Source organism: Paenibacillus sp. FSL K6-0108 (assembly GCF_045040695.1).
Classification (GTDB): Bacteria; Bacillota; Bacilli; order Paenibacillales; family Paenibacillaceae; genus Paenibacillus; species Paenibacillus pabuli_B.
Genome location: NZ_CP150288.1, coordinates 970,028 through 988,209, shown reverse-complemented (window position 1 = coordinate 988,209; position 18,182 = coordinate 970,028). Strand labels below are relative to the sequence as shown.

Below are 18,182 nucleotides of genomic sequence, written 5' to 3'. Positions count from 1 at the left end.
ATTTTAATCCCAATAAGGGATCTTTCGGTTCAAGCGCTTGCTTATAAAGACGACCTGCGACTTGTGGCTGTTTTCCAAATAGATCATACTGGCGAATGCATGTCCTGACGGGATATGCCGTAAACATGAGTCTTTTCTCTGTGTCCTATAGGTTCCGCATGAAATCCAGCGGGCAACTGTTCCCCGACAATAGGTAGCGTTTCAAGATGTAAACCCTCCGTATCCAGAAGATAGACTCGCTTGGCGATCCGGAGCATTTCATCCAGAAGAACGATCAACAGCGTAATCGGTATGACTTTCCACGCATCTGTAATAATCACCGTTTGATAATAATCATCTTCACAGAAATTAACGAACCCCGCCTTAAAAGCAGTATGAACGGAGGGTCTCTGCGCACGAATAACCTCTGCGTTATGCTGATTACACGCAAATACATCTGTGATGTTTAATCTGGTGACAAACTGCGGGGATACGTATCCCACCGCCAATCGTCTGCCTTCTTCATTCGAACGAAGGATGCCTTGTTCAATATGTTCATAATCTTGCGGCAGATATTGATCCGCAACCTCGAACTGTCCAAGAAGCATTTCGTAAATAAAATTCTCGTTAACATAAGACAGCTCAACAGGAAGCTCCTGATGCAGTCGGACAAAGTGCAAATGGTTCTTCCGGCTCGTCATCTGCACGGGATTAAACTGCTCATGAGGCAAATGGAGTGCACGGAGTGTAGGGTCAGCACGGAAATGCACACCTGCTTTCCAGAGCCGGTAACCCAACTCCAGATCTTCGTGCCCCCAGCCGTGAAAGGACTCATCAAATCCACCAATTTCTCTCAGTACACAGGTTTCCACCGAAACCATGCTGGTCCAAAAAAACGACCACGGAGCGGAGCTTCGATCGAGATCATTTTCATAAAAGTCGAACTGCGTTTGTCTGGAATCGGGATAAGCTTTTAAGATCGGATTACGCAAGCACGCCTCCGGATGTTCCAATAATGCAATAGATTGCAGATATTTGGCGATTGGATCTTGATCATCCTTTTGATTCATGCCATGAACCGTTCCTAATCCTATAGTACCTTCGTGCTGATTATGAAAATGGATAATGTTGAGAATGAGGTCGGCACCGATCAGCACCCCCGTATCCAAATACACACATATCTCATGTTGGGCCAGGTGAAGTCCCATATTGCGCGCAGTTCCTGCCCGGAATCCCAGATCCTTCTGATAACAATATCTCAGATCCAGATACGATTCAAAAGAACAGGCAACCTCTTTCGTATCATCACTTGAGCCATCATCACAGACAATCACTTCAAACAAGGAATTATCCGCCTCCTGATGCTTCAAACAGACCAAGGTGCGCTCCAGTAAATCCGACCGATTATATGTAGGAATTATGACGGTGACTCCCATTCCCATGCAGCATACCCCCTTACTGAACCTGATTCTTTCCTTAATCATCGTACTCACTTAGGCTCTGGTATCATGACGATCACGTTTATAACGGCTTTTCCTCATTGTGGAGTGAAAAGCTTTCCAGAACACAGGAGATCAGATGATCCACTGCGGTCCCATCATAAGCATACGTTTGGAGCTGATCCTGACCACTCAGAATTCCGTTTGCATATGAGGCAATCAAGCTACTATCCATATCGGCTTCCTGAAGCCAACGAATGTAACCTCTCGCACCCATCTGTTTGGCGTATACGATATTGCTCGGGTTTACTTCTTCTTTCCGCGGGATAGCAATGGCAGGGATACCCAACGACGCTAACTCCCATAATGTCGTATGCCCGCCTCGACACACAACCAACGAGCTGTTTCTTACTTCGTCCAAAAAGGAGCCAGGATCTGTTACAAATCTTGTTGTCTCATCCTCCAAACGTTGCAACGATTTCGTTAGTGTTCCGCTGTACACGACCTTGACATACGCTTGTTCGTCCTTTAACGCCGCTATGGTTTTCGTGAAAAAGGGAACGTCCACAATGGTCGCCGAGCCTGACGTAATGATAATCTTCTTCTCCTTGATTCCGGTCGCTTCCGGTACTTCGACCACCGGGCCTACAAATCGGATCTTATCCTGAATCGAGACTGGTATCGGGAACATCCAGCTCTCTTGTATATCCACGATGGCGATTTGATCAGCCATCTGCAGAAAACCTAGCGTTTCCCGATCATCTTCCAGCCAGTTGGTAATGAAGCAGGTTGGAATTCCCAGACTTCTGGCCATTGGAAGTACAAGAAGCTCTTCATCAACAACAATGCCATCCGGTTGTGTACGGCGTATCAAGTCAAGCAGCTTAAACAATCGCTCGGCACTGCTGCCGGCTGAAGGAAGCTCCAGATCGATCAAATCACCCGAATATACCCTTCGCAAATATTGGAGCCCGGAGGAATAGGATGCAATAATGACCTCGTGATTCAACTGTATAAGTCGTTCGGCAACGAGCAAATCTCGCTTCGCATGCCCGAACCCGTTTCCCCGCGAGATGAATAATATTTTCATAGGTAATTCCCCTTTCCTGACTTCACCCGACGGATGCCACACTCCCCTGCTTGCGTAACAAGGCAACCTGCGCCCCGTACATTTCACGAAACACGCCATCCTCCTCCAGCAATTGCAAGGGGTCTCCCTCCTGAACAATTTGTCCGTCCGCCATGACATAGACCTTGTCACAGTGCATAACTGTGCTGACTCGGTGGGCAATCAGAAGAGCTGCTTTCCCCTGATCCACAAATTGTTTAATGTTTCTGACAACACTCTCTTCCATCACCGGGTCCATGGCAGCCGTAGGCTCATCCAGTACCAGCATGGTTCTGGTGTTCGCCATCGCCCGAGCAACTGCCACACGCTGCCACTGTCCTCCCGATAGTTCCGTTCCGTCTGAATAACCTGCCCCCAGCCGTTTATCTCCACTTCGCTCAATAATGTCTTGTGCAAGCAGCTGTGCAGTATCGCTCCATTCACGATTCAGTCCGATGTTCTGATGAACGGTCAATGGAAATCTGGCAAAGTCGGCGTAAGCAACAGAAATCGATTGTAATCGGTCTTTGTGCAGGCTTAGCTCTCCATCAACCCATACTTCGCCTTCAGTTGGCTCAAGCAGACCGCATATTATATTGCATAGCGTGGTTTTCCCGGCCCCGTTCTCACCCACCAATCCGACAAGCTCCCCTGTTTGCAAATGCATATTCACATCGGTAAGCACCGGTTTATCGCTATTCGGATAGGTGAAGCTGACTTCGGATAATATAATTTCTCTGTCAGCTTGCTTTGTTGAAGCTTCGACTCGGTCCGGTGTATCGGCAGAAAGAAACCGGGTGAGATTGGATGCAACGAGCAGCTCGCTGGTAAACAGCCGAAGCTCAAGCACAAAAGCATTGGCTTTGCCAAGCAATTCATCGATTAGTTGAAAAGCAATGATCAAACCGCCGATGGAGGAACTGGCTGTCAGAATCGACACCATGTAGGCCACTGAAATCAGAAGAAGCTGACCAATCTGCATCAGTCCGGTTGTTTTTTGGGAGGTAAGGAGAAAGGATTGATTGGTTTTGCTGATCTCGGTAAATGTGTTCCTCCAGAGGTTCACGATATAGGGCGAATAGCCAAACAGCTTGCGTTCTTTGCCCAGTTGAAAATCCATAATTGTGCTTCGATAATAACTTTCACGGATACGCTGACCCGATAGCTGATTCTCAACGTTAAACATCTGACGGCCAAGCTTGTATTGTTTAAACACAACAAAAGCAAAGGTCACGATCATCACCACACACCCGATCTTTGTGACAAACCATAAAGCGGTGCCCAAACTGATCAGCATGACTCCTGCACTGAGTACATCCAGGCCAAGTGTAAGAATTCGGTGCCCCCGGTCCAAGCCGTTGGCAGCCTTCTCAGCCGATTCAGAGAACGATGGATTTAATAGTTGTTGATATGGTACTTCATTATAACGCTCGACATACAGCTCTTTGGCGGATCTCCCTATATGAATACGCAGCCCCTCCAACGCTACACCATATAACGAGTCCATAACCTTCTCTCCAATAGTCGCCGCTGCGAACCAGGCCATCAGCATGATCATCTGGTCCATGCTAACACCGGAAATAACCTGCTGGACCGCATAGCCGAACAGGAAAATCCGCAGTGCGGGCAAAATACCTGTAAATAATGTCACGGTCAAAGCGAACAGCATCCATGGAATAATCTTTCGCTTGTTTTTCACACGAATCAGCCACATTAGGCAACGCCCCCTTCTCCCTCTTCCTTCGGCGCTTCAATAAAGGAGGAAGAAGCTCTCCACATCGCTTGATAAGGCTCGCATGTCTCCAACAGTCTCTCATGAGTGCCGAAATCCCTGATCTCGCCCTCATCCAGCATGAGAACCGTATCGGCAAAAACGCAGCCCACCAGACGGTGAACGACAAACAGCACCGTATAACCCTGCAGTCTGTTAATAATGGATTCCAGAATGCTTAATTCATTGCTGGGGTCCAATTTTGACGTGGGCTCATCCATAATAATGACAGATCCAACACGGTAGATCGCTCTGAACATGCTTCTTGCTAACGCCAGCCTCTGCCACTGCCCCTCCGACAGATCCGATCCACCGACCTCTGGCCATAGCTCTGTACGTTGCCCTTGAGGCAGTTGTTCTACGAAATGAGCATTGGTCAGCTTTAGCACTTCGGTAATGTCATTTGTCTGCTCCTTCCGGGTGATGTCGCCCAGATAAACGTTTTCAGCAACGGATAGTTTATAACGTCCATAGTCCTGCAGACAAAAACCACCTACCTCTTCTGCCTTGACTGAACCATGATCCGGCTTCAATAGTCCGGCGAGGATGAGCATTAATGTGCTTTTGCCTGAACCGTTAGCACCTACAACAGCCACCTTGGAACCGTGAGGAATATCGAAATTGACATTGTTTAATACATTGCGGCTCCCGTCATAACTAAACATTAATTGGTGGACAGATAACGCATGGGGGGCTAACGTATGCTCTTCATGACAGTTGGTTGTATCTGTGTCTGTATCTGTTTTCGCTTGCTCTTCATGTGGCTGCTGGATAAGTTCGGCCAAAAACAACTTCCGACCAAGCCAGTGCTTGCCCTGACTTAGAACCATGCTGAGCAGTTGTTCAAGATGCAAACCTCCAATGAGTAACGCCGCGACTTCTCCGGGATTCAAGGTACCTCGCCAAAGCTTCCATAATCCTACTAGCAGAACAGCCGATGTGACTACGCCGCTGCCGAGCTGACCCATCAGCTTGTAACATCCAGCCCGGATCGTTTGCCTCATCGTTAATCGTGCAATTCTTCTCTCCTCTGTTTGCCACTTGTCCTTCATCCAGCCTGCTATACCAAAAACACGCATTTCTTTGGCGGATCTAAACGTCGTTAACATATCCAGAAACGCGCCTTCGAGCCTCGATATTTCCGAGATGTCCTGAAGAAAATTGGACTCTGACATTGCTGCTTTTTTCATCAGCAGCACATTAAGTGCTGTTCCGGCGAGGATCAGAATTGGTGCCCACCAAGCAACTTCGAGCAAAATCCACGTTAAGGAAAACCCCGTCACGATAACCTGAAGCAGTGCCGACAGACCGTCCAACCCTCCATGATAGATGGAACTGACTGATTCCGATGTGCTTGAAATCCGATTCCGAGTTGCTGCGTGAAGCATTTCGTTCTCTGTTCTGCGATTCACGGAATCAAACAAACGAGTAGACAAATTATGATAGACATGGTCTTTCACTCTTCTCAAAAAATAGGGCTGCACAACGTTCAACAAAATGGCAATCGTGCCTGCTCCTGCAATAATTCCTATGTAAGCTAATGAAGCGTTGCGGTCACCATTAGCCAATTGATTTACTGAATGCTTGATCGCCCATACCATAAAACCAGGCCATATCCCGAGTGCAAGAATTAGGGATAGTAATATCCAGATGGCCCGATCCCCTGCCCGGATAATCATCCATATTTGGACAAATCCGGTATGAATACGGCTCATAATATTCTCCTTCCCGAGGCAGAATCTACGAAGGCGATCGGTGTATGAATCTGTGACAAATCAGATGTCTCGATAAAATAGCCCGTATCAGAGCGGACAGAGGGACATAACATGACAAATCGCCATGATTCTCCGGGCTCACGATCAATGAGCAGACAGAGCGTCTTCGTTGTATCAAATTGTTCCAGAGCTGTCATGTGTTCATAGTCCACTACAGCACCATCATGTCTTTTCCGCATACGATGCCGGGTACAGATTTCGTCAGCCTTGGCGGAATTCCACGGCAAAACCAGAAATGGCTTTGCTTCGTTTCGTTCGCTTCCCATGTCCGCATCGACGATATCATAATAATCTCCAATCCACCGCGTATTCGCCAGTAAAGCGAACGGGTCCTGAATGGAGACACGGGACTTCATTTGAATGGTATGTACTACCGTCAAAGGTGTTTCTTGCTGAGTCTCTTCCAGATTTGGTGGCGGCCAGTTGGTATTGAGATGATCTATATATTGAATCAGATGGTCACCAAACCCTACTTTACCGGTATATTGCGAAAGCGCCCAGCGATAGATCAATCGATCTTCTCCATGAAACACGAAATCCAGGTTGGTACTGAAAAAATGATCTACTTCAATAAGAATGGCTACCGATACCAGGTTGATCAGATGTGGCTTCAACCCTTCCTTTATTTCTCCATATTCACCGGCATGTGCATACAGCCACTCTTTGACGAGATAATGAATGCCACCTCTGGCGAAAAAAGACTCGGTCAGATTAAACTGATTCCATAAATGAAGCGGTGGTGATCCAAAAGCCAAATGTACGGATGTAGATGTCGCTTTGCTCAGGCTGGCTCCGAATCGCCCAATTTGCGGAGGCGGCATAGTCGATAGCGGGTAAAGCTTCAGCTCAACAACCTCGGCAATGCCGAAGTTCTGGATCAGAGGAGCGATGTATTCCTTAATGGCTTCACATTGGGTTGCCAAATGGTTTTCATATTCAGCCATAACGCCAAAATCCATGTTTTCGACAGATGCACTTAATATGCGTTTCAACAATTTCACTTCCGGCCCATTCTCTATAGCCAGCATATCTCTCAAAAACATGCTGCCCCAGTATCGATAAACATTGGAACGAAGTCCCCGATTACGAATTAGATTTAATAGCGCTGGCGGATAATTTCGTTCTTCAGGAACAGTCCATAATTGGTCTTGCCTTAACTCATTAATCGCTCTGCAAAGTTCCAATAGCAGCGGATATCGCCCAACCCGTACATGAAGTGTCGGCATACATTCCGGCTTCCCTTCCTACCAGATATTACATGCCAACGCAAGCCTCATCCCACTTGCGCTGACACATGCAGGTCATGTCTACGCGAAAAAAAACAAACGATTCTCTTCAATACTGTGTTTCCACTGCTTTGGCACGGCACTTTCGGGGAAAATGGCTGCCACAGGACAAGCCAGATCACATAACCCGCAATCGGTGCATTTGGACGGATTAATAAAATATTGCTTGGCGTCCGGGGAGGTCTGGATCGCTTCCTCGGGACAGGCTACAATACATTTGGCCAAACGCTCTCCTTCGCATGTGGCAGTGATTACCCATGACATACAGTTGTCCTCCTCATATGAAAACCTATTATCGCCGCTACATTCACATCTGCTTTTAAGTTATCCCAATACTTGGTGGCTGTTCTTGCCACGAAACTCGCATCACTCAAACCAATGATGCCACTAGGTGCATCCGTTTCTCTGGCGACATCATAGCCAACAAACACAACCACCTTGCCGGCAGTGTGCGGCAGTTCAGATATATGCTGTCTCGCACCGGCATGAATGGCAATGGAAGTCCATCCCGTCTCCCGCAAGTTCATCAGCAGACTGACCGGATTTTCTTCAATAATAATATCCACAGCAAAAGCATGAGACAGCGCTTCAGCAGTTGTTATATCAAGCGCATCAGGATGCACCACCACTTTTAATTCAGATAATGGCAATGGGGAATCCGGCTGATTTCGATACGGCTGCTGATCTTCCGGGATATCCAACTTCCCCAAAATATCACATCGGTGAAAGGGAGTATCCGATATGTGATTGCGGTCACCTGAAGTAATCACGCAGTCATGCTCAAGGCTGAGGATACGATGAGCCAAAATTCGGTTCACCTGATCACGAACCAATACCACATCGCCTTCTTTGATCTCGTCCGGGGGATATACAGAGGTACGCTGTCCATGAACAAGCAGGGGATGCATGCAGTTGCCTTCGATCAATATGGAGATCGGCTTCCCGTGCTGCAATGCACGGATCAGGAAATCCTGTCTGCGGGTACCATGCATTCTTTCAGAACTCCTATTTTGGATAATGCCGTTACGAAATCCCGGATATCGTTTTCGACATGGTCATCCTCACCGATATTGAACTTCTGCTTGATATGCTGGCACATATCGTCAAGCGATTGTGATGATTCCACAAGCATGTTCCATACGGCTTTACTAACATCATCCTCCAGAACGTAGACTTCTCCAGAATCAGAAAGAATGAAGATCCCTTCCACATTTTCATCAAAAAACACGTCATCGGCTATTTGAAACCACAGGTTCATTCGTTTTACCTCCTGCCATTTTGAAATAAGCGACCATTTTTCTGCGGATTCCGCGGCGGATACCTGAGCAATCCTGTGAAAACGTTCCATCCACATCGCCAGTTGCCCCCCAATGAAAAGCACGACAGCCACCGCCACAAGATTCGCGGAATGTACACTTCATGCACTCAGGCAGCGTGTGAACGGTCCTGTTCCGCGAACGCTCGAACACCTCGGAATTCTCCCATATTTCCCTGAGCGATTTCTCTCGAATCGATCCGGCGTGGAACATTGGGGAGTGCATCAATTTGCAAGGGAACACATTGCCCTTGGCATCAATAGAAAACTCACTCGTACCATGGCCACAATGTCTTCTGCGCTCAAATAACTTCACATTCAGAGAGTGGCAATCTTCATGGGCGTCATCCATCTCAATATCCAGCATCCGGTCCGCGATGCGGCGGCGTTCGGCAAAGCTCAGTCCTTGCATACGCTCGTCCCCACGGCCCAAAGTGGCAAGTGGTACAATATTCAAGCGGACAGACCGCTCGGTGGCAAACTTCAGCAAAGGATCAATTGAATCCCGGTTGTGCTTGGTCACCGTTTGGTTGATTTTCAGCTTGATCCCTGCTTCAAGGATAAGATCGATCGCTTTACGTGCCCGGTCCCAGGTGTTTTTGCCCCGGTTCGCTTCATGCTCCTCTTTGTCGAGTGAATCAAAACTGATGGTGAACAAATCAATTACCTTGGCAATCTCATTGACTTTTTCACGGCTCGTAATCAACGTTCCGTTACTGATAACGTTTACACAAAGCCCAATTTCCTTGCTGTAGGTCATGAGCTCCATAATATCCTTGCGGATAAAAGCCTCTCCGCCTGTGAACACGATTGTACTGGTCCCCAGATCCTTGATCTGCCTGATCATATCCTTGGCTTCTTCCGTATCCATGTCCCCATTCATCGAACGCTCCGGGCTGCTATCCGCATAACAATATATGCAATTCAGATTACATTTGTAGGTTGTTACAAAATAGACAGCGGTAGGTGCGACTTTGCCCATTCCCTGCTTCTGCACCATATCCAGAACATTGTATTCTTCAGGTTTCTCTCCTTGATAAGCCACACGGTACATCAGCATCTTTCGTGCGACCCGCTTCACATCCTGAGCGTTCAAACCCGAATCCATTAATTCAAAAACGGTCTTGCCACCATATATCAATTCGGATGCAATCTCATATTCGCTTGGTGAATACACAACCCAACAGTTGAGTTGAACGTTATGTACGACATAGTTTCCGTCTTCGTAATACACCGCGACGTGTGGAATATGCAACCGTTCGTCTATTTGCATGAACAAGCCTCCAATGATTAAGATAAGAGGCCGGTAAACAGGCCTCTTCTTGCGTTCATGAAGAATAAATGATTAGCAGGATGATCCATATCCGCCGCCAACTGAGAATGCACAGCCACAACCACAGCTTGCTGCTTGGGCAATAGCCGCGGATTCCAGTTTGCGAAACGTCGGTTTTTTATAATTCGTCATATGTTCACCTCCTCTCATAACAACTAAAGGTAAGCGCTTGCAAATACAATTTAAAATATTTAGTCATAGAGGAAGCAAAACAATGGAATGCTCGAAAGAAAGAAAGAAAGAAAGAAAGAAAGATTGAAGTGAAAGACTTGTTCAGCACAATGCTTGTACTTTCATGTCTAGTTGAGAATGCAGATAGAGGAAAAAAAGAGGATGATATCATAAGATGTACACAGAAATAAATTACATAAAATTGAATTTTTTTCTAGAATACTTCCATTCATTTCTCGTGTCAACACTTATTTTGAATACTTTGTGAACGGTTCATTCCTGCTGTGCTGCTCTATGCGTCGAAATATCAAACAACGCTTGTTCAAAGCGCTCTGCTATGCTCTGGACGGCATAGGTTCTCACCGATTCTCTGCAGGCTTCAGGTGATGGATAGGGTTGTCCAACGTCCATAACACCGCCCAAAATAGAAGTCAGCTGCTCCAGATTATTCGGTTCATACAGCCAGCCATTGCTGGCGTTCACAATCTCTCTCGGACCATACTTGCAATTACTGGAAATAACAGGAATACCTCTGGAAAGTGCTTCAATCAGGACCAATCCAAACGGTTCTATATCCGAAGCCAGAATGAGGGAACTCGCGCTGTCAACCACATCCCACGGATCTTTCCGCCAGCCATGCCAAACGATGCGATCCTCGATCCCCAATTGATTGGACAATTCCAGTAACGATTTATATTCTTTCCCATCTCCAATGATATGGAGTTCGAAATGATTCTGTTGCAGAGGTGCCAATGCCATCATAATATGGTCCACATTCTTCACCTTGGCCAGTCTTCCAACATACAAGAATACAGGGTAGGATGGTCTTTTCACATATGTTACGTTATCGAACTTCACAGGATTATAGACCAATTTGTTTTGCTTTTCGGGAAAAACACATTGCAGATCCTTCAGATTTCCTTCACTGATCGCCAAATGTCCATCAGCAGCCCGTAAATCTTCGAAGAATTTATAGTAAAAATCCAGATTGAAGTGCAGCCAGCTTACCACAGGCACTTGTACATTTAACCGTTCAACTGCCATCGTTGCGGCTTTAACCCCAGTGGGTCCTGTGGATACAATAATATCCAACGGCAACAGATCTTTCATTACTTTGGCCAAGGCAGCCGAATAGATATTTAACAGAACATTCCGTGGAATAAGATCACTTAGTTTTTGCGACAAAGGTATGGTTCTGATGCCCTCTTCCCAAGTGTTATCTTCAGATGCCCCCCTCAAGATCACGATGACATTATGCCTTTGTTTCAGCTCATGATAGATTAATGAAAGTGCCGTTTCCATTCCACCTCGACCACTGAGCAAAATATCCACCACAAATATAATGTTCAATACCAGATGCCTCCTTGAGTTTGCATCGTTTTGAAGGATGATCCAATACATTCTCTAACATTTTCCACCATATCCTAGCACTTTCCTGCTTTAAAGTAAATAATTCCCTTTATGTACTGTGAGCTGCTTACTTCTGATGCGAGTTTCTCTCAGAACCTATTGGGTGAATCCTCTAATTCTCAGATATTTCTCCTCTCTCCATGCTCGTGTAAATATTTGATTCGGATGTTTGAGATGACATACAAACTGGAAGTTTGATAGAATACTAACTATTAGACATCCAATGGAGGGAAAATTATGAAGGAAATTATATTTATGTTATCTTTCCTGATGTATGCATATACAATGACGTTGTCCTATGCATGGGGAAACAGCACCACTCCATCCGCGGTAACAGTGGACGAATTATATACTACCACCTGGAAGGTGCAGATTAATCAACTGGCTAACAACCAGCAATCTCCAGCGAAAAAGGCGGAAGCCACAGAGAAGCTTGCCAGTGAATACGAGGCAACATTAGAAGAAATGGAAGAGTTCAAGGTCCATGTTCTTAATGAATTTTTAAACTTGAGATATCTCAGTGATGGCTCCAATGCTGAATATATGCTCGGCAATATGTTTCAGGCCATCGTGTTGGAGCATCATGATGTTCCCGCTGTCAGAGATTTTGCTGAAGCCTTCTATCATAACACGAAGAATGTATTTACAGAGGTAACTGAGCCAGAAAGCGATCTTGTGCAGAAATACGAGGAGCAAATGTTTAAAGCAATTAATACAAAAGAATAACCTAGTCACTTATCAGCTTTACAAAAAAAAGGATGAATCACAGGCTTATTGGAACCCTGCAAATCATCCTTTTTCGTTTTCTCAGGAAACCATTTTAATTACCCCAGTACTGCTTGGCAATTTTTTGTCCTTGATCAATTTTGGCCCATTGCTCAGCTTCGCTTAATTCGTTACCGCCATCGCAGGATGCAAAGCCGCATTGGTGCGAAAGCAGCAGGCGATCCTTATCAATAATTTTGGAGGCTTCGTCCAGCAAACGGATTACGCGCTCTTCATCATCAAGCGTATTGGTCTTGGATGACAACAATCCTAATACGATTTCCGTTTCAGGTCTGTCCTTGAAAACTTCCAGTGCTTCGATCGAACCCGCACGGTCATCATCCCACTCCAGGAAGAAACGGTCATATTTCAACTGCTTCAGGAACAGGTTAGCGATTTTCGCATAAGATCCGCCACCCATATTGCGAGAATCATAATTTCCGCGGCAGTTGTGTGTCCACATTTTCAATCCCAGGCTGTGACCATAGTCAATTACGGTATTATTAATATCAATAAATTCCGTGGCGAGACCCTGTACTTCCTCTTGATTAATATGCTCCCCTGTAAACGGAGAGTTCGGGTTGTCGTCTGCAAACAGCTCCCACAAGCAATCATCGAATTGCAGGATTTTACCGCCTACCGCAGCGAATTCCTTAACAAATTCCTTATACGCCTTCACAAGACCCGCTTTAAGCTCCTGAATGTTCTGATAAACAGCATCCGTACCGCCAATGTTATCCGACCAGGAAAGTTCACCAAAGATATGGGAGGGAGATGGTACGCAAAGTTTCGTTTGATGGTCACCCGCCGTGTCCTGCAGCTGTTTGAACAGTTGAATAAAATGATGATTTTCACCACTTAATTCACCCGTTATGCGCAGGCCAATATCTTTACGTGTTTCATATTTTGAAGATCCATCCACATCACGGAAAAAATAGCCATGGTCTGCAATATAACGTTCCACTCCACCAAAGCCCCACACAAAATCCAGATGCCACATCGATTTGGAGAACTCGCCATCTGTAATAATGGACAGGTCATGCTCAATTTCCTTCTTCACAACTTGTTTAATTGCCTCATGCTCGCATTTCTCATAACCTTCGAAGTTTTCATAGAATGGATATTGGATATCATCACGATGCTCAATTTGTGTTTTATATGTCAGCAGCTCTTCAGGACGCAACAAACTACCTACGATCTGAAACTTATCAGTCATGTCAAAACCCCCTCGTTGTATACTCTTATCATATCATGCAGAACGAGGTTGGCTGAGATACTTAAATACCATAACTAGTTATAGTTAAAAGCTATAGCATAAAAATTGAACAATAAAAAAAAGTAGACTGTCCAACATACGAAGGTTGAAATCTACTTGATCATATCTTCTCTTGTTAAGCTAATATTTAGTAGGGCCACCCTTGACACAGGGTGACCCGTCATTAAATTTTATTAATTTTCACATCGTCCTACGCCGTATTTCATAAAAATACTGCACAGCTGGATGCTTTAACTTGATCTGCTCGGACATGTTCAAAATTCGCTTTTTGCCAACGCGTCTGTCTACCAAAGCCAGAATGTTCAGCAAGATATCCTGACTCTCCAGACTTTCCTCTATAGGTCTTGATAAAAACGTAGTCGCTGCAACCGTAAAATTGGATTTGCTTAATGATGACTGAGCTGACAAAAGCTCTTTGGCCAGGACAGAGATTTTTCTGCTTCTTGCAATGACTTGCAGGCGATCCTCCGGAATTCCTTTGCTCTCTTTTCGAATCGCTTCAATCTCTTCGTTATCCACAGGAATTTCAATATTTGGATCGTTCTTGATCTCCTGCTCCGTCTGGTACCACCGAATCGGGGTTGTTGTGTCACTCATATTGAGTATGTTCTTCTTATCTACGGCAAGGTAACAGTTTCCTGGTCGATCAGATGAATAGCGATAGCTGGTTGATCGGTATTCCACCCTTCCTACTAACGCTGGACAGAGGAAACTCTCTAGATTTTGCTTCAATTTACTCCAGGACATTGATTTCTCCCTTGTTCAATATTCATAACCACCATTTGGGGCGCTTCTCTACAATCCATCATACAATAACCTGTGCTTATCCTCTATTATGTTATCTTCAAAAGAAAAAACACAGCCAAGTCGGCCATGTTTTCCCGAAGGTTAGTCTGTTGTTGCTCCAACCTACTGCATCTTAATTTCCTTGTACCTCAACCTCATCATGATTCTTGCTTCCAAACTCATCAAGCAGCGTACGCACTTCCTTTGTGGATTTGGCATTCATTAAGCTGTTTCTCAGCTCACTTGCCCCGCGGAATCCACGGACATAGATTTTGAAAAATCGGGCAAGCGGGCTGAACGAACGCGGCTCCTGTGCCGAATATTGATCATAGAGATCCAGATGAAGCCGCAGCAGATCAAGTAATTCCTCACTGCTATGTTCCTTCGGCTCTTTCTCAAAAGCATATGGATTCTGGAAAATACCGCGCCCGATCATAATGCCATCCACGCCATATTGTTCAGCGAGCTTCAACCCAGTTTGACGGTCAGGGATATCCCCATTAATGGTCAGCAGTGTATTAGGTGCCACCTCATCACGAAGCTTTTTAATCTCCGGAATCAGTTCCCAGTGAGCGTCTACCTTGCTCATTTCTTCTCTTGTGCGCAGATGGATAGACAGATTCACAATGTCCTGCTGCAAAATATGGGTCAACCAGTCGCGCCATTCGTCTACTTCAGTGAAACCAAGTCTTGTTTTTACACTTACGGGCAGTCCCCCGGCTTTCGCAGCCTGAATGATATCCGCTGCGATTTCGGGACGACAGATCAGACCGCTGCCCTTCCCGTTCTCCGCCACATTGGCTACAGGACAACCCATATTAATGTCGATCCCTTTAAAGCCTTCTTCTGCCATACCGATACTCATTTCCCGGAAGAATTCCGGCTTATCTCCCCAGATATGAGCCACCATGGGCTGTTCATCCTCTGTAAATGTCAAACGCCCGCGTACACTTTTGTTCCCCTCCGGGTGACAGTAACTCTCCGTATTCGCAAACTCCGTAAAAAAAACATCCGGTCTGGCTGCTGCACTCACAACATGGCGAAACACAACATCTGTTACATCTTCCATCGGTGCCAATATAAAAAATGGTCGTGGCAATTCACGCCAAAAATTGTCTTTCATCTTAAAAACTCCTCTATATATACCAGGACCAACATGGCCCCGAGAATAGTAAATATCTGTTCATTCCCTAGTTCATCCATTTAGTACGAATGTTACTGCTGCTTCTTCAATTACACCATCTTCACTTATACCATGTTACGGCAACGTAGTTCAAACAGCATTATATGTTAATGCTACGTCCAAACGAATACATTTTAACCTGAACCGAAGCAATGCTTTTCTATGGATTCGCATAAAAAAGAGGGGCGATGCCCCTCGTGGCTATTTACCCAATGGAACCTGGATCCGGGTTTCCCCGTCCTCCATTTGTCCTTTCTCTAATTTTATCACGTCTCAAGCTGATTTTCAGCACGAGTTTATTTGTCATGTCTCAAAGCCTAACTCAACTCCCGCTTTGTCACCCCCAGCATAGAAATCAAACCGCCTCCATCGTTCTGATTATTCTTGCTGTACGCTCTTGCCGAACCGAACAAGCTCCTCTACAATTAAAGCTCGGCAGGCTTTTGTACCTGCAAATCGTGACATGAAGGTGGCCTGAATCAAACATGGAAATTTCACTGGATATTATCAAAGACAAAGTCGAATGCCTGCAGGCTTATGACTTCAATGAACTGGAAAGGGCGATTGAGGACCGAATCGGAATGAACAAGGCACTGCTGCTTCGAGTGAAGCAGGTCCAGCATCAAGTGACGTTCGACCCGCTTCGCAACAAGATGTTATACAGTGCAGTCGTGCATTTTGCCGCAGATTAATGGAGTATAGGTAAATTGATGGGAACAGCAAAAACCGGATTGATCTATGCTCAATCTGGTTTTTGCTTTGTTTGTGATCATACTTTTTTTCAAATTTGTGCTTTAAAATTTTGATTTACACCGACTCTTGCATATGAATTCCCAAGATTTTTAACTGCTCATTAATCTTAAGCAAACAAGCGGCTGCCTAATCGGCAACCGCTGTATCTGACATGCTTATTAAATGTCGTAGTTATTCGAAGGACTGTGATCGATAATGGATTGCACAACTCGTTTAACCACGGATTTCGCGGCATCCTGGGTGGAAATTCCGCCGATCTCGTCCGCGTTAACTTCGATAAATCCTTTGCCCCCAATGATCTCTCGGGCTGTCTCAAGTTCGCCCGCACTGATAGAATCATGAGATACCAGTGAGATCAGGCCGGCGTCGTTCAACACCTTTGCCATCTCCGCCGTGCGGCGGAGCGATTCTCCACTGACGCTCTCAAGCAGCATCGTATGGTAACCGGATGACATTAGTCGCTTCTCCACTTCCTTTGCGAGAGCTACCGTATCCGAGCCAGCAAGCCAGACCGTGAGCGGAGATTGTCCTTTCTGCTGGGCGCGAACCTCTCTCGTGATCCCCGTATCCGGCGTGGCAAATCGGCTGTCTCCCTTCAGGGCTTGATCAATGACCCCGCAAGCGGACGTCATGTTGGTGACACGATCAATGAGGATAAAACCTCCGATGCTCTTATTGTGTTCAAAGGAATCGAAGACGATCTGATCCGACAGCGTGAATTCACACTTGGCCAATTCGTTCTTAACAATTTGATCGGCCGGAACGGTATGGCCCGTGTTAATGTCAATTTTATGGGTAATCGCCGTTACAGTGCCTGGAAGAGTCTTCGTTCCGACCTTAACCCAATAATGCTTGCCCGGAGTCAGGACGGAATCGTCCATCCACAGGATCGTAGAAGCGAAGCTGTCAGCTTCTTGGACTTGATTGTCCATCGTAAGCACGCAGCCCCGCGAAACATCAACTTCGCGGTCCAGTTGTATCGTAACCGGTTGGCCAGCATAAGCAGAATCCTGAACTTGGTCCGTCACCAAAATCCGCTTAACCTTTGCTTTCTCCCGGCTTGGCAGAGTCATGAGTTCGTCTCCGACCGAAATCTTTCCAGCCTCGATCTGGCCCTGGAACCCACGGAACGTATGGTCCGGTCTGCTTACACGCTGAACCGGCATCATGAAAGACTTCGTATCATCGGTAGTATGAACATCTATATTTTCCAAATACGGCAATAAAGCTAACCCTTCGTACCAAGGAGCATTCGGCGACTGGGTTGTGATGTTGTCCCCTTCCGTAGCGGACACGGGAATGACTTGAATGCTCTTGATTTGGAATTCGGCTGTCGTTTGGATGAACTCTTCCTTGATCGCCTCGAACGTCCTCTGATCGAAGCCGACCAGATCCATCTTGTTCACAGCCAATACGAGATGCTTGATCCCCATCAGTGCACAGATCCGGGCATGACGTTTGGTCTGGGTAATGATGCCTTTGGTAGCGTCCACCAGAATGATGGCTAGATCGGCAAAGGAAGCGCCTACAGCCATGTTGCGCGTATACTCTTCGTGTCCCGGTGTGTCCGCCACGATGAAGGAACGATGAGACGTCGTAAAATAACGATATGCCACATCAATGGTAATCCCTTGTTCGCGTTCGGCCAGCAAACCATCGAGGAGCAACGAGTAGTCGATCTTGCCGCCTCGGCTTCCCAATCGACTATCGAGCTCAAGAGCTCGTTCTTGATCGGCGAACAGCAGCTTGGCTTCATAGAGCATATGTCCGATCAGCGTGGACTTGCCATCATCCACACTTCCGCAGGTAATGAATTTAAGTAGACTCTTCAT

Annotated in this window: 16 protein-coding genes; 2 read left to right on the top strand and 14 right to left on the bottom strand. The window is 46.1% G+C overall.

Annotated features, from left to right (window positions below):
• Nucleotides 1-83 precede the first annotated feature (83 nt).
• The 10 genes from MHB49_RS04710 to MHB49_RS04665 all read right to left on the bottom strand — a co-directional run bounded on the left by MHB49_RS04710 (nt 84) and on the right by MHB49_RS04665 (nt 11,527).
• On the bottom strand, nt 84-1,421 hold the full coding sequence (locus tag MHB49_RS04710) for a glycosyltransferase (RefSeq protein WP_405155221.1): 1,338 nt from the start codon (nt 1,419-1,421) through the stop codon (nt 84-86).
• Nucleotides 1,422-1,500: 79 nt separating this feature from the next.
• Entirely contained in the window at nt 1,501-2,508 is a 1,008-nt protein-coding gene (locus MHB49_RS04705) for a glycosyltransferase (RefSeq protein WP_405155220.1), read from the bottom strand.
• A gap of 22 nt (nt 2,509-2,530) precedes the next feature.
• Nucleotides 2,531-4,240 carry an ATP-binding cassette domain-containing protein gene (locus MHB49_RS04700; protein WP_405155219.1) on the bottom strand — a complete coding sequence of 570 codons (1,710 nt, stop codon included), beginning with the start codon at nt 4,238-4,240 and terminating at the stop codon, nt 2,531-2,533.
• Nucleotides 4,240-6,012, bottom strand: coding sequence for an ATP-binding cassette domain-containing protein (locus MHB49_RS04695; RefSeq protein ID WP_405155218.1), 1,773 nt, complete (start codon nt 6,010-6,012; stop codon nt 4,240-4,242). The genes MHB49_RS04700 and MHB49_RS04695 overlap by 1 nt, the downstream gene beginning before the upstream one ends.
• Nucleotides 6,009-7,298 carry a hypothetical protein gene (locus MHB49_RS04690; RefSeq protein WP_405155217.1) on the bottom strand — a complete coding sequence of 430 codons (1,290 nt, stop codon included), beginning with the start codon at nt 7,296-7,298 and terminating at the stop codon, nt 6,009-6,011. The genes MHB49_RS04695 and MHB49_RS04690 overlap by 4 nt, the downstream gene beginning before the upstream one ends.
• An 81-nt stretch (nt 7,299-7,379) precedes the next feature.
• Nucleotides 7,380-7,622, bottom strand: coding sequence for an indolepyruvate ferredoxin oxidoreductase subunit alpha (locus tag MHB49_RS04685; RefSeq protein ID WP_405155216.1), 243 nt, complete (start codon nt 7,620-7,622; stop codon nt 7,380-7,382).
• Entirely contained in the window at nt 7,610-8,350 is a 741-nt protein-coding gene (locus MHB49_RS04680; RefSeq protein WP_405155215.1) for a S24/S26 family peptidase, read from the bottom strand. The genes MHB49_RS04685 and MHB49_RS04680 overlap by 13 nt, the downstream gene beginning before the upstream one ends.
• On the bottom strand, nt 8,320-8,616 hold the full coding sequence (locus MHB49_RS04675) for a PqqD family protein (protein ID WP_405155214.1): 297 nt from the start codon (nt 8,614-8,616) through the stop codon (nt 8,320-8,322). The genes MHB49_RS04680 and MHB49_RS04675 overlap by 31 nt, the downstream gene beginning before the upstream one ends.
• A complete protein-coding gene (locus MHB49_RS04670) occupies nt 8,588-9,946 on the bottom strand; it encodes a radical SAM protein (RefSeq protein WP_405155213.1) in 1,359 nt (452 codons plus the stop codon). The genes MHB49_RS04675 and MHB49_RS04670 overlap by 29 nt, the downstream gene beginning before the upstream one ends.
• Nucleotides 9,947-10,450: 504 nt before the next feature.
• A complete protein-coding gene (locus MHB49_RS04665) occupies nt 10,451-11,527 on the bottom strand; it encodes a glycosyltransferase (protein WP_405155212.1) in 1,077 nt (358 codons plus the stop codon).
• 297 nt (nt 11,528-11,824) lie between these two features.
• Here MHB49_RS04665 and MHB49_RS04660 point away from each other — a divergent pair, with 297 nt between their 5' ends.
• The gene (locus tag MHB49_RS04660) at nt 11,825-12,313 is read left to right on the top strand and encodes a hypothetical protein (RefSeq protein WP_405155211.1); all 489 of its coding nucleotides are present in this window, start codon (nt 11,825-11,827) and stop codon (nt 12,311-12,313) included.
• 94 nt (nt 12,314-12,407) lie between these two features.
• Here the strand turns inward: MHB49_RS04660 and MHB49_RS04655 are convergent, their stop codons facing one another.
• The 3 genes from MHB49_RS04655 to MHB49_RS04645 form a co-directional block, all read right to left on the bottom strand.
• Nucleotides 12,408-13,568 carry a cobalamin-independent methionine synthase II family protein gene (locus MHB49_RS04655; RefSeq protein ID WP_405155210.1) on the bottom strand — a complete coding sequence of 387 codons (1,161 nt, stop codon included), beginning with the start codon at nt 13,566-13,568 and terminating at the stop codon, nt 12,408-12,410.
• A 240-nt stretch (nt 13,569-13,808) separates the two neighbouring features.
• Nucleotides 13,809-14,375: a hypothetical protein gene (locus MHB49_RS04650; RefSeq protein WP_405155209.1), complete on the bottom strand. Its 567-nt coding sequence runs from the start codon at nt 14,373-14,375 to the stop codon at nt 13,809-13,811.
• A 172-nt stretch (nt 14,376-14,547) separates the two neighbouring features.
• A complete protein-coding gene (locus tag MHB49_RS04645; RefSeq protein WP_405155208.1) occupies nt 14,548-15,537 on the bottom strand; it encodes a tRNA dihydrouridine synthase in 990 nt (329 codons plus the stop codon).
• Nucleotides 15,538-16,082: 545 nt separating this feature from the next.
• On the opposite strand from MHB49_RS04645, the gene MHB49_RS04640 reads away from it, so the two are divergent.
• Nucleotides 16,083-16,289 carry a DUF2536 family protein gene (locus MHB49_RS04640; RefSeq protein ID WP_405155207.1) on the top strand — a complete coding sequence of 69 codons (207 nt, stop codon included), beginning with the start codon at nt 16,083-16,085 and terminating at the stop codon, nt 16,287-16,289.
• Nucleotides 16,290-16,508: 219 nt separating this feature from the next.
• Here MHB49_RS04640 and MHB49_RS04635 read toward each other — a convergent pair whose 3' ends face one another.
• Nucleotides 16,509-18,182 carry a GTP-binding protein gene (locus MHB49_RS04635; protein WP_405155206.1) on the bottom strand — a complete coding sequence of 558 codons (1,674 nt, stop codon included), beginning with the start codon at nt 18,180-18,182 and terminating at the stop codon, nt 16,509-16,511.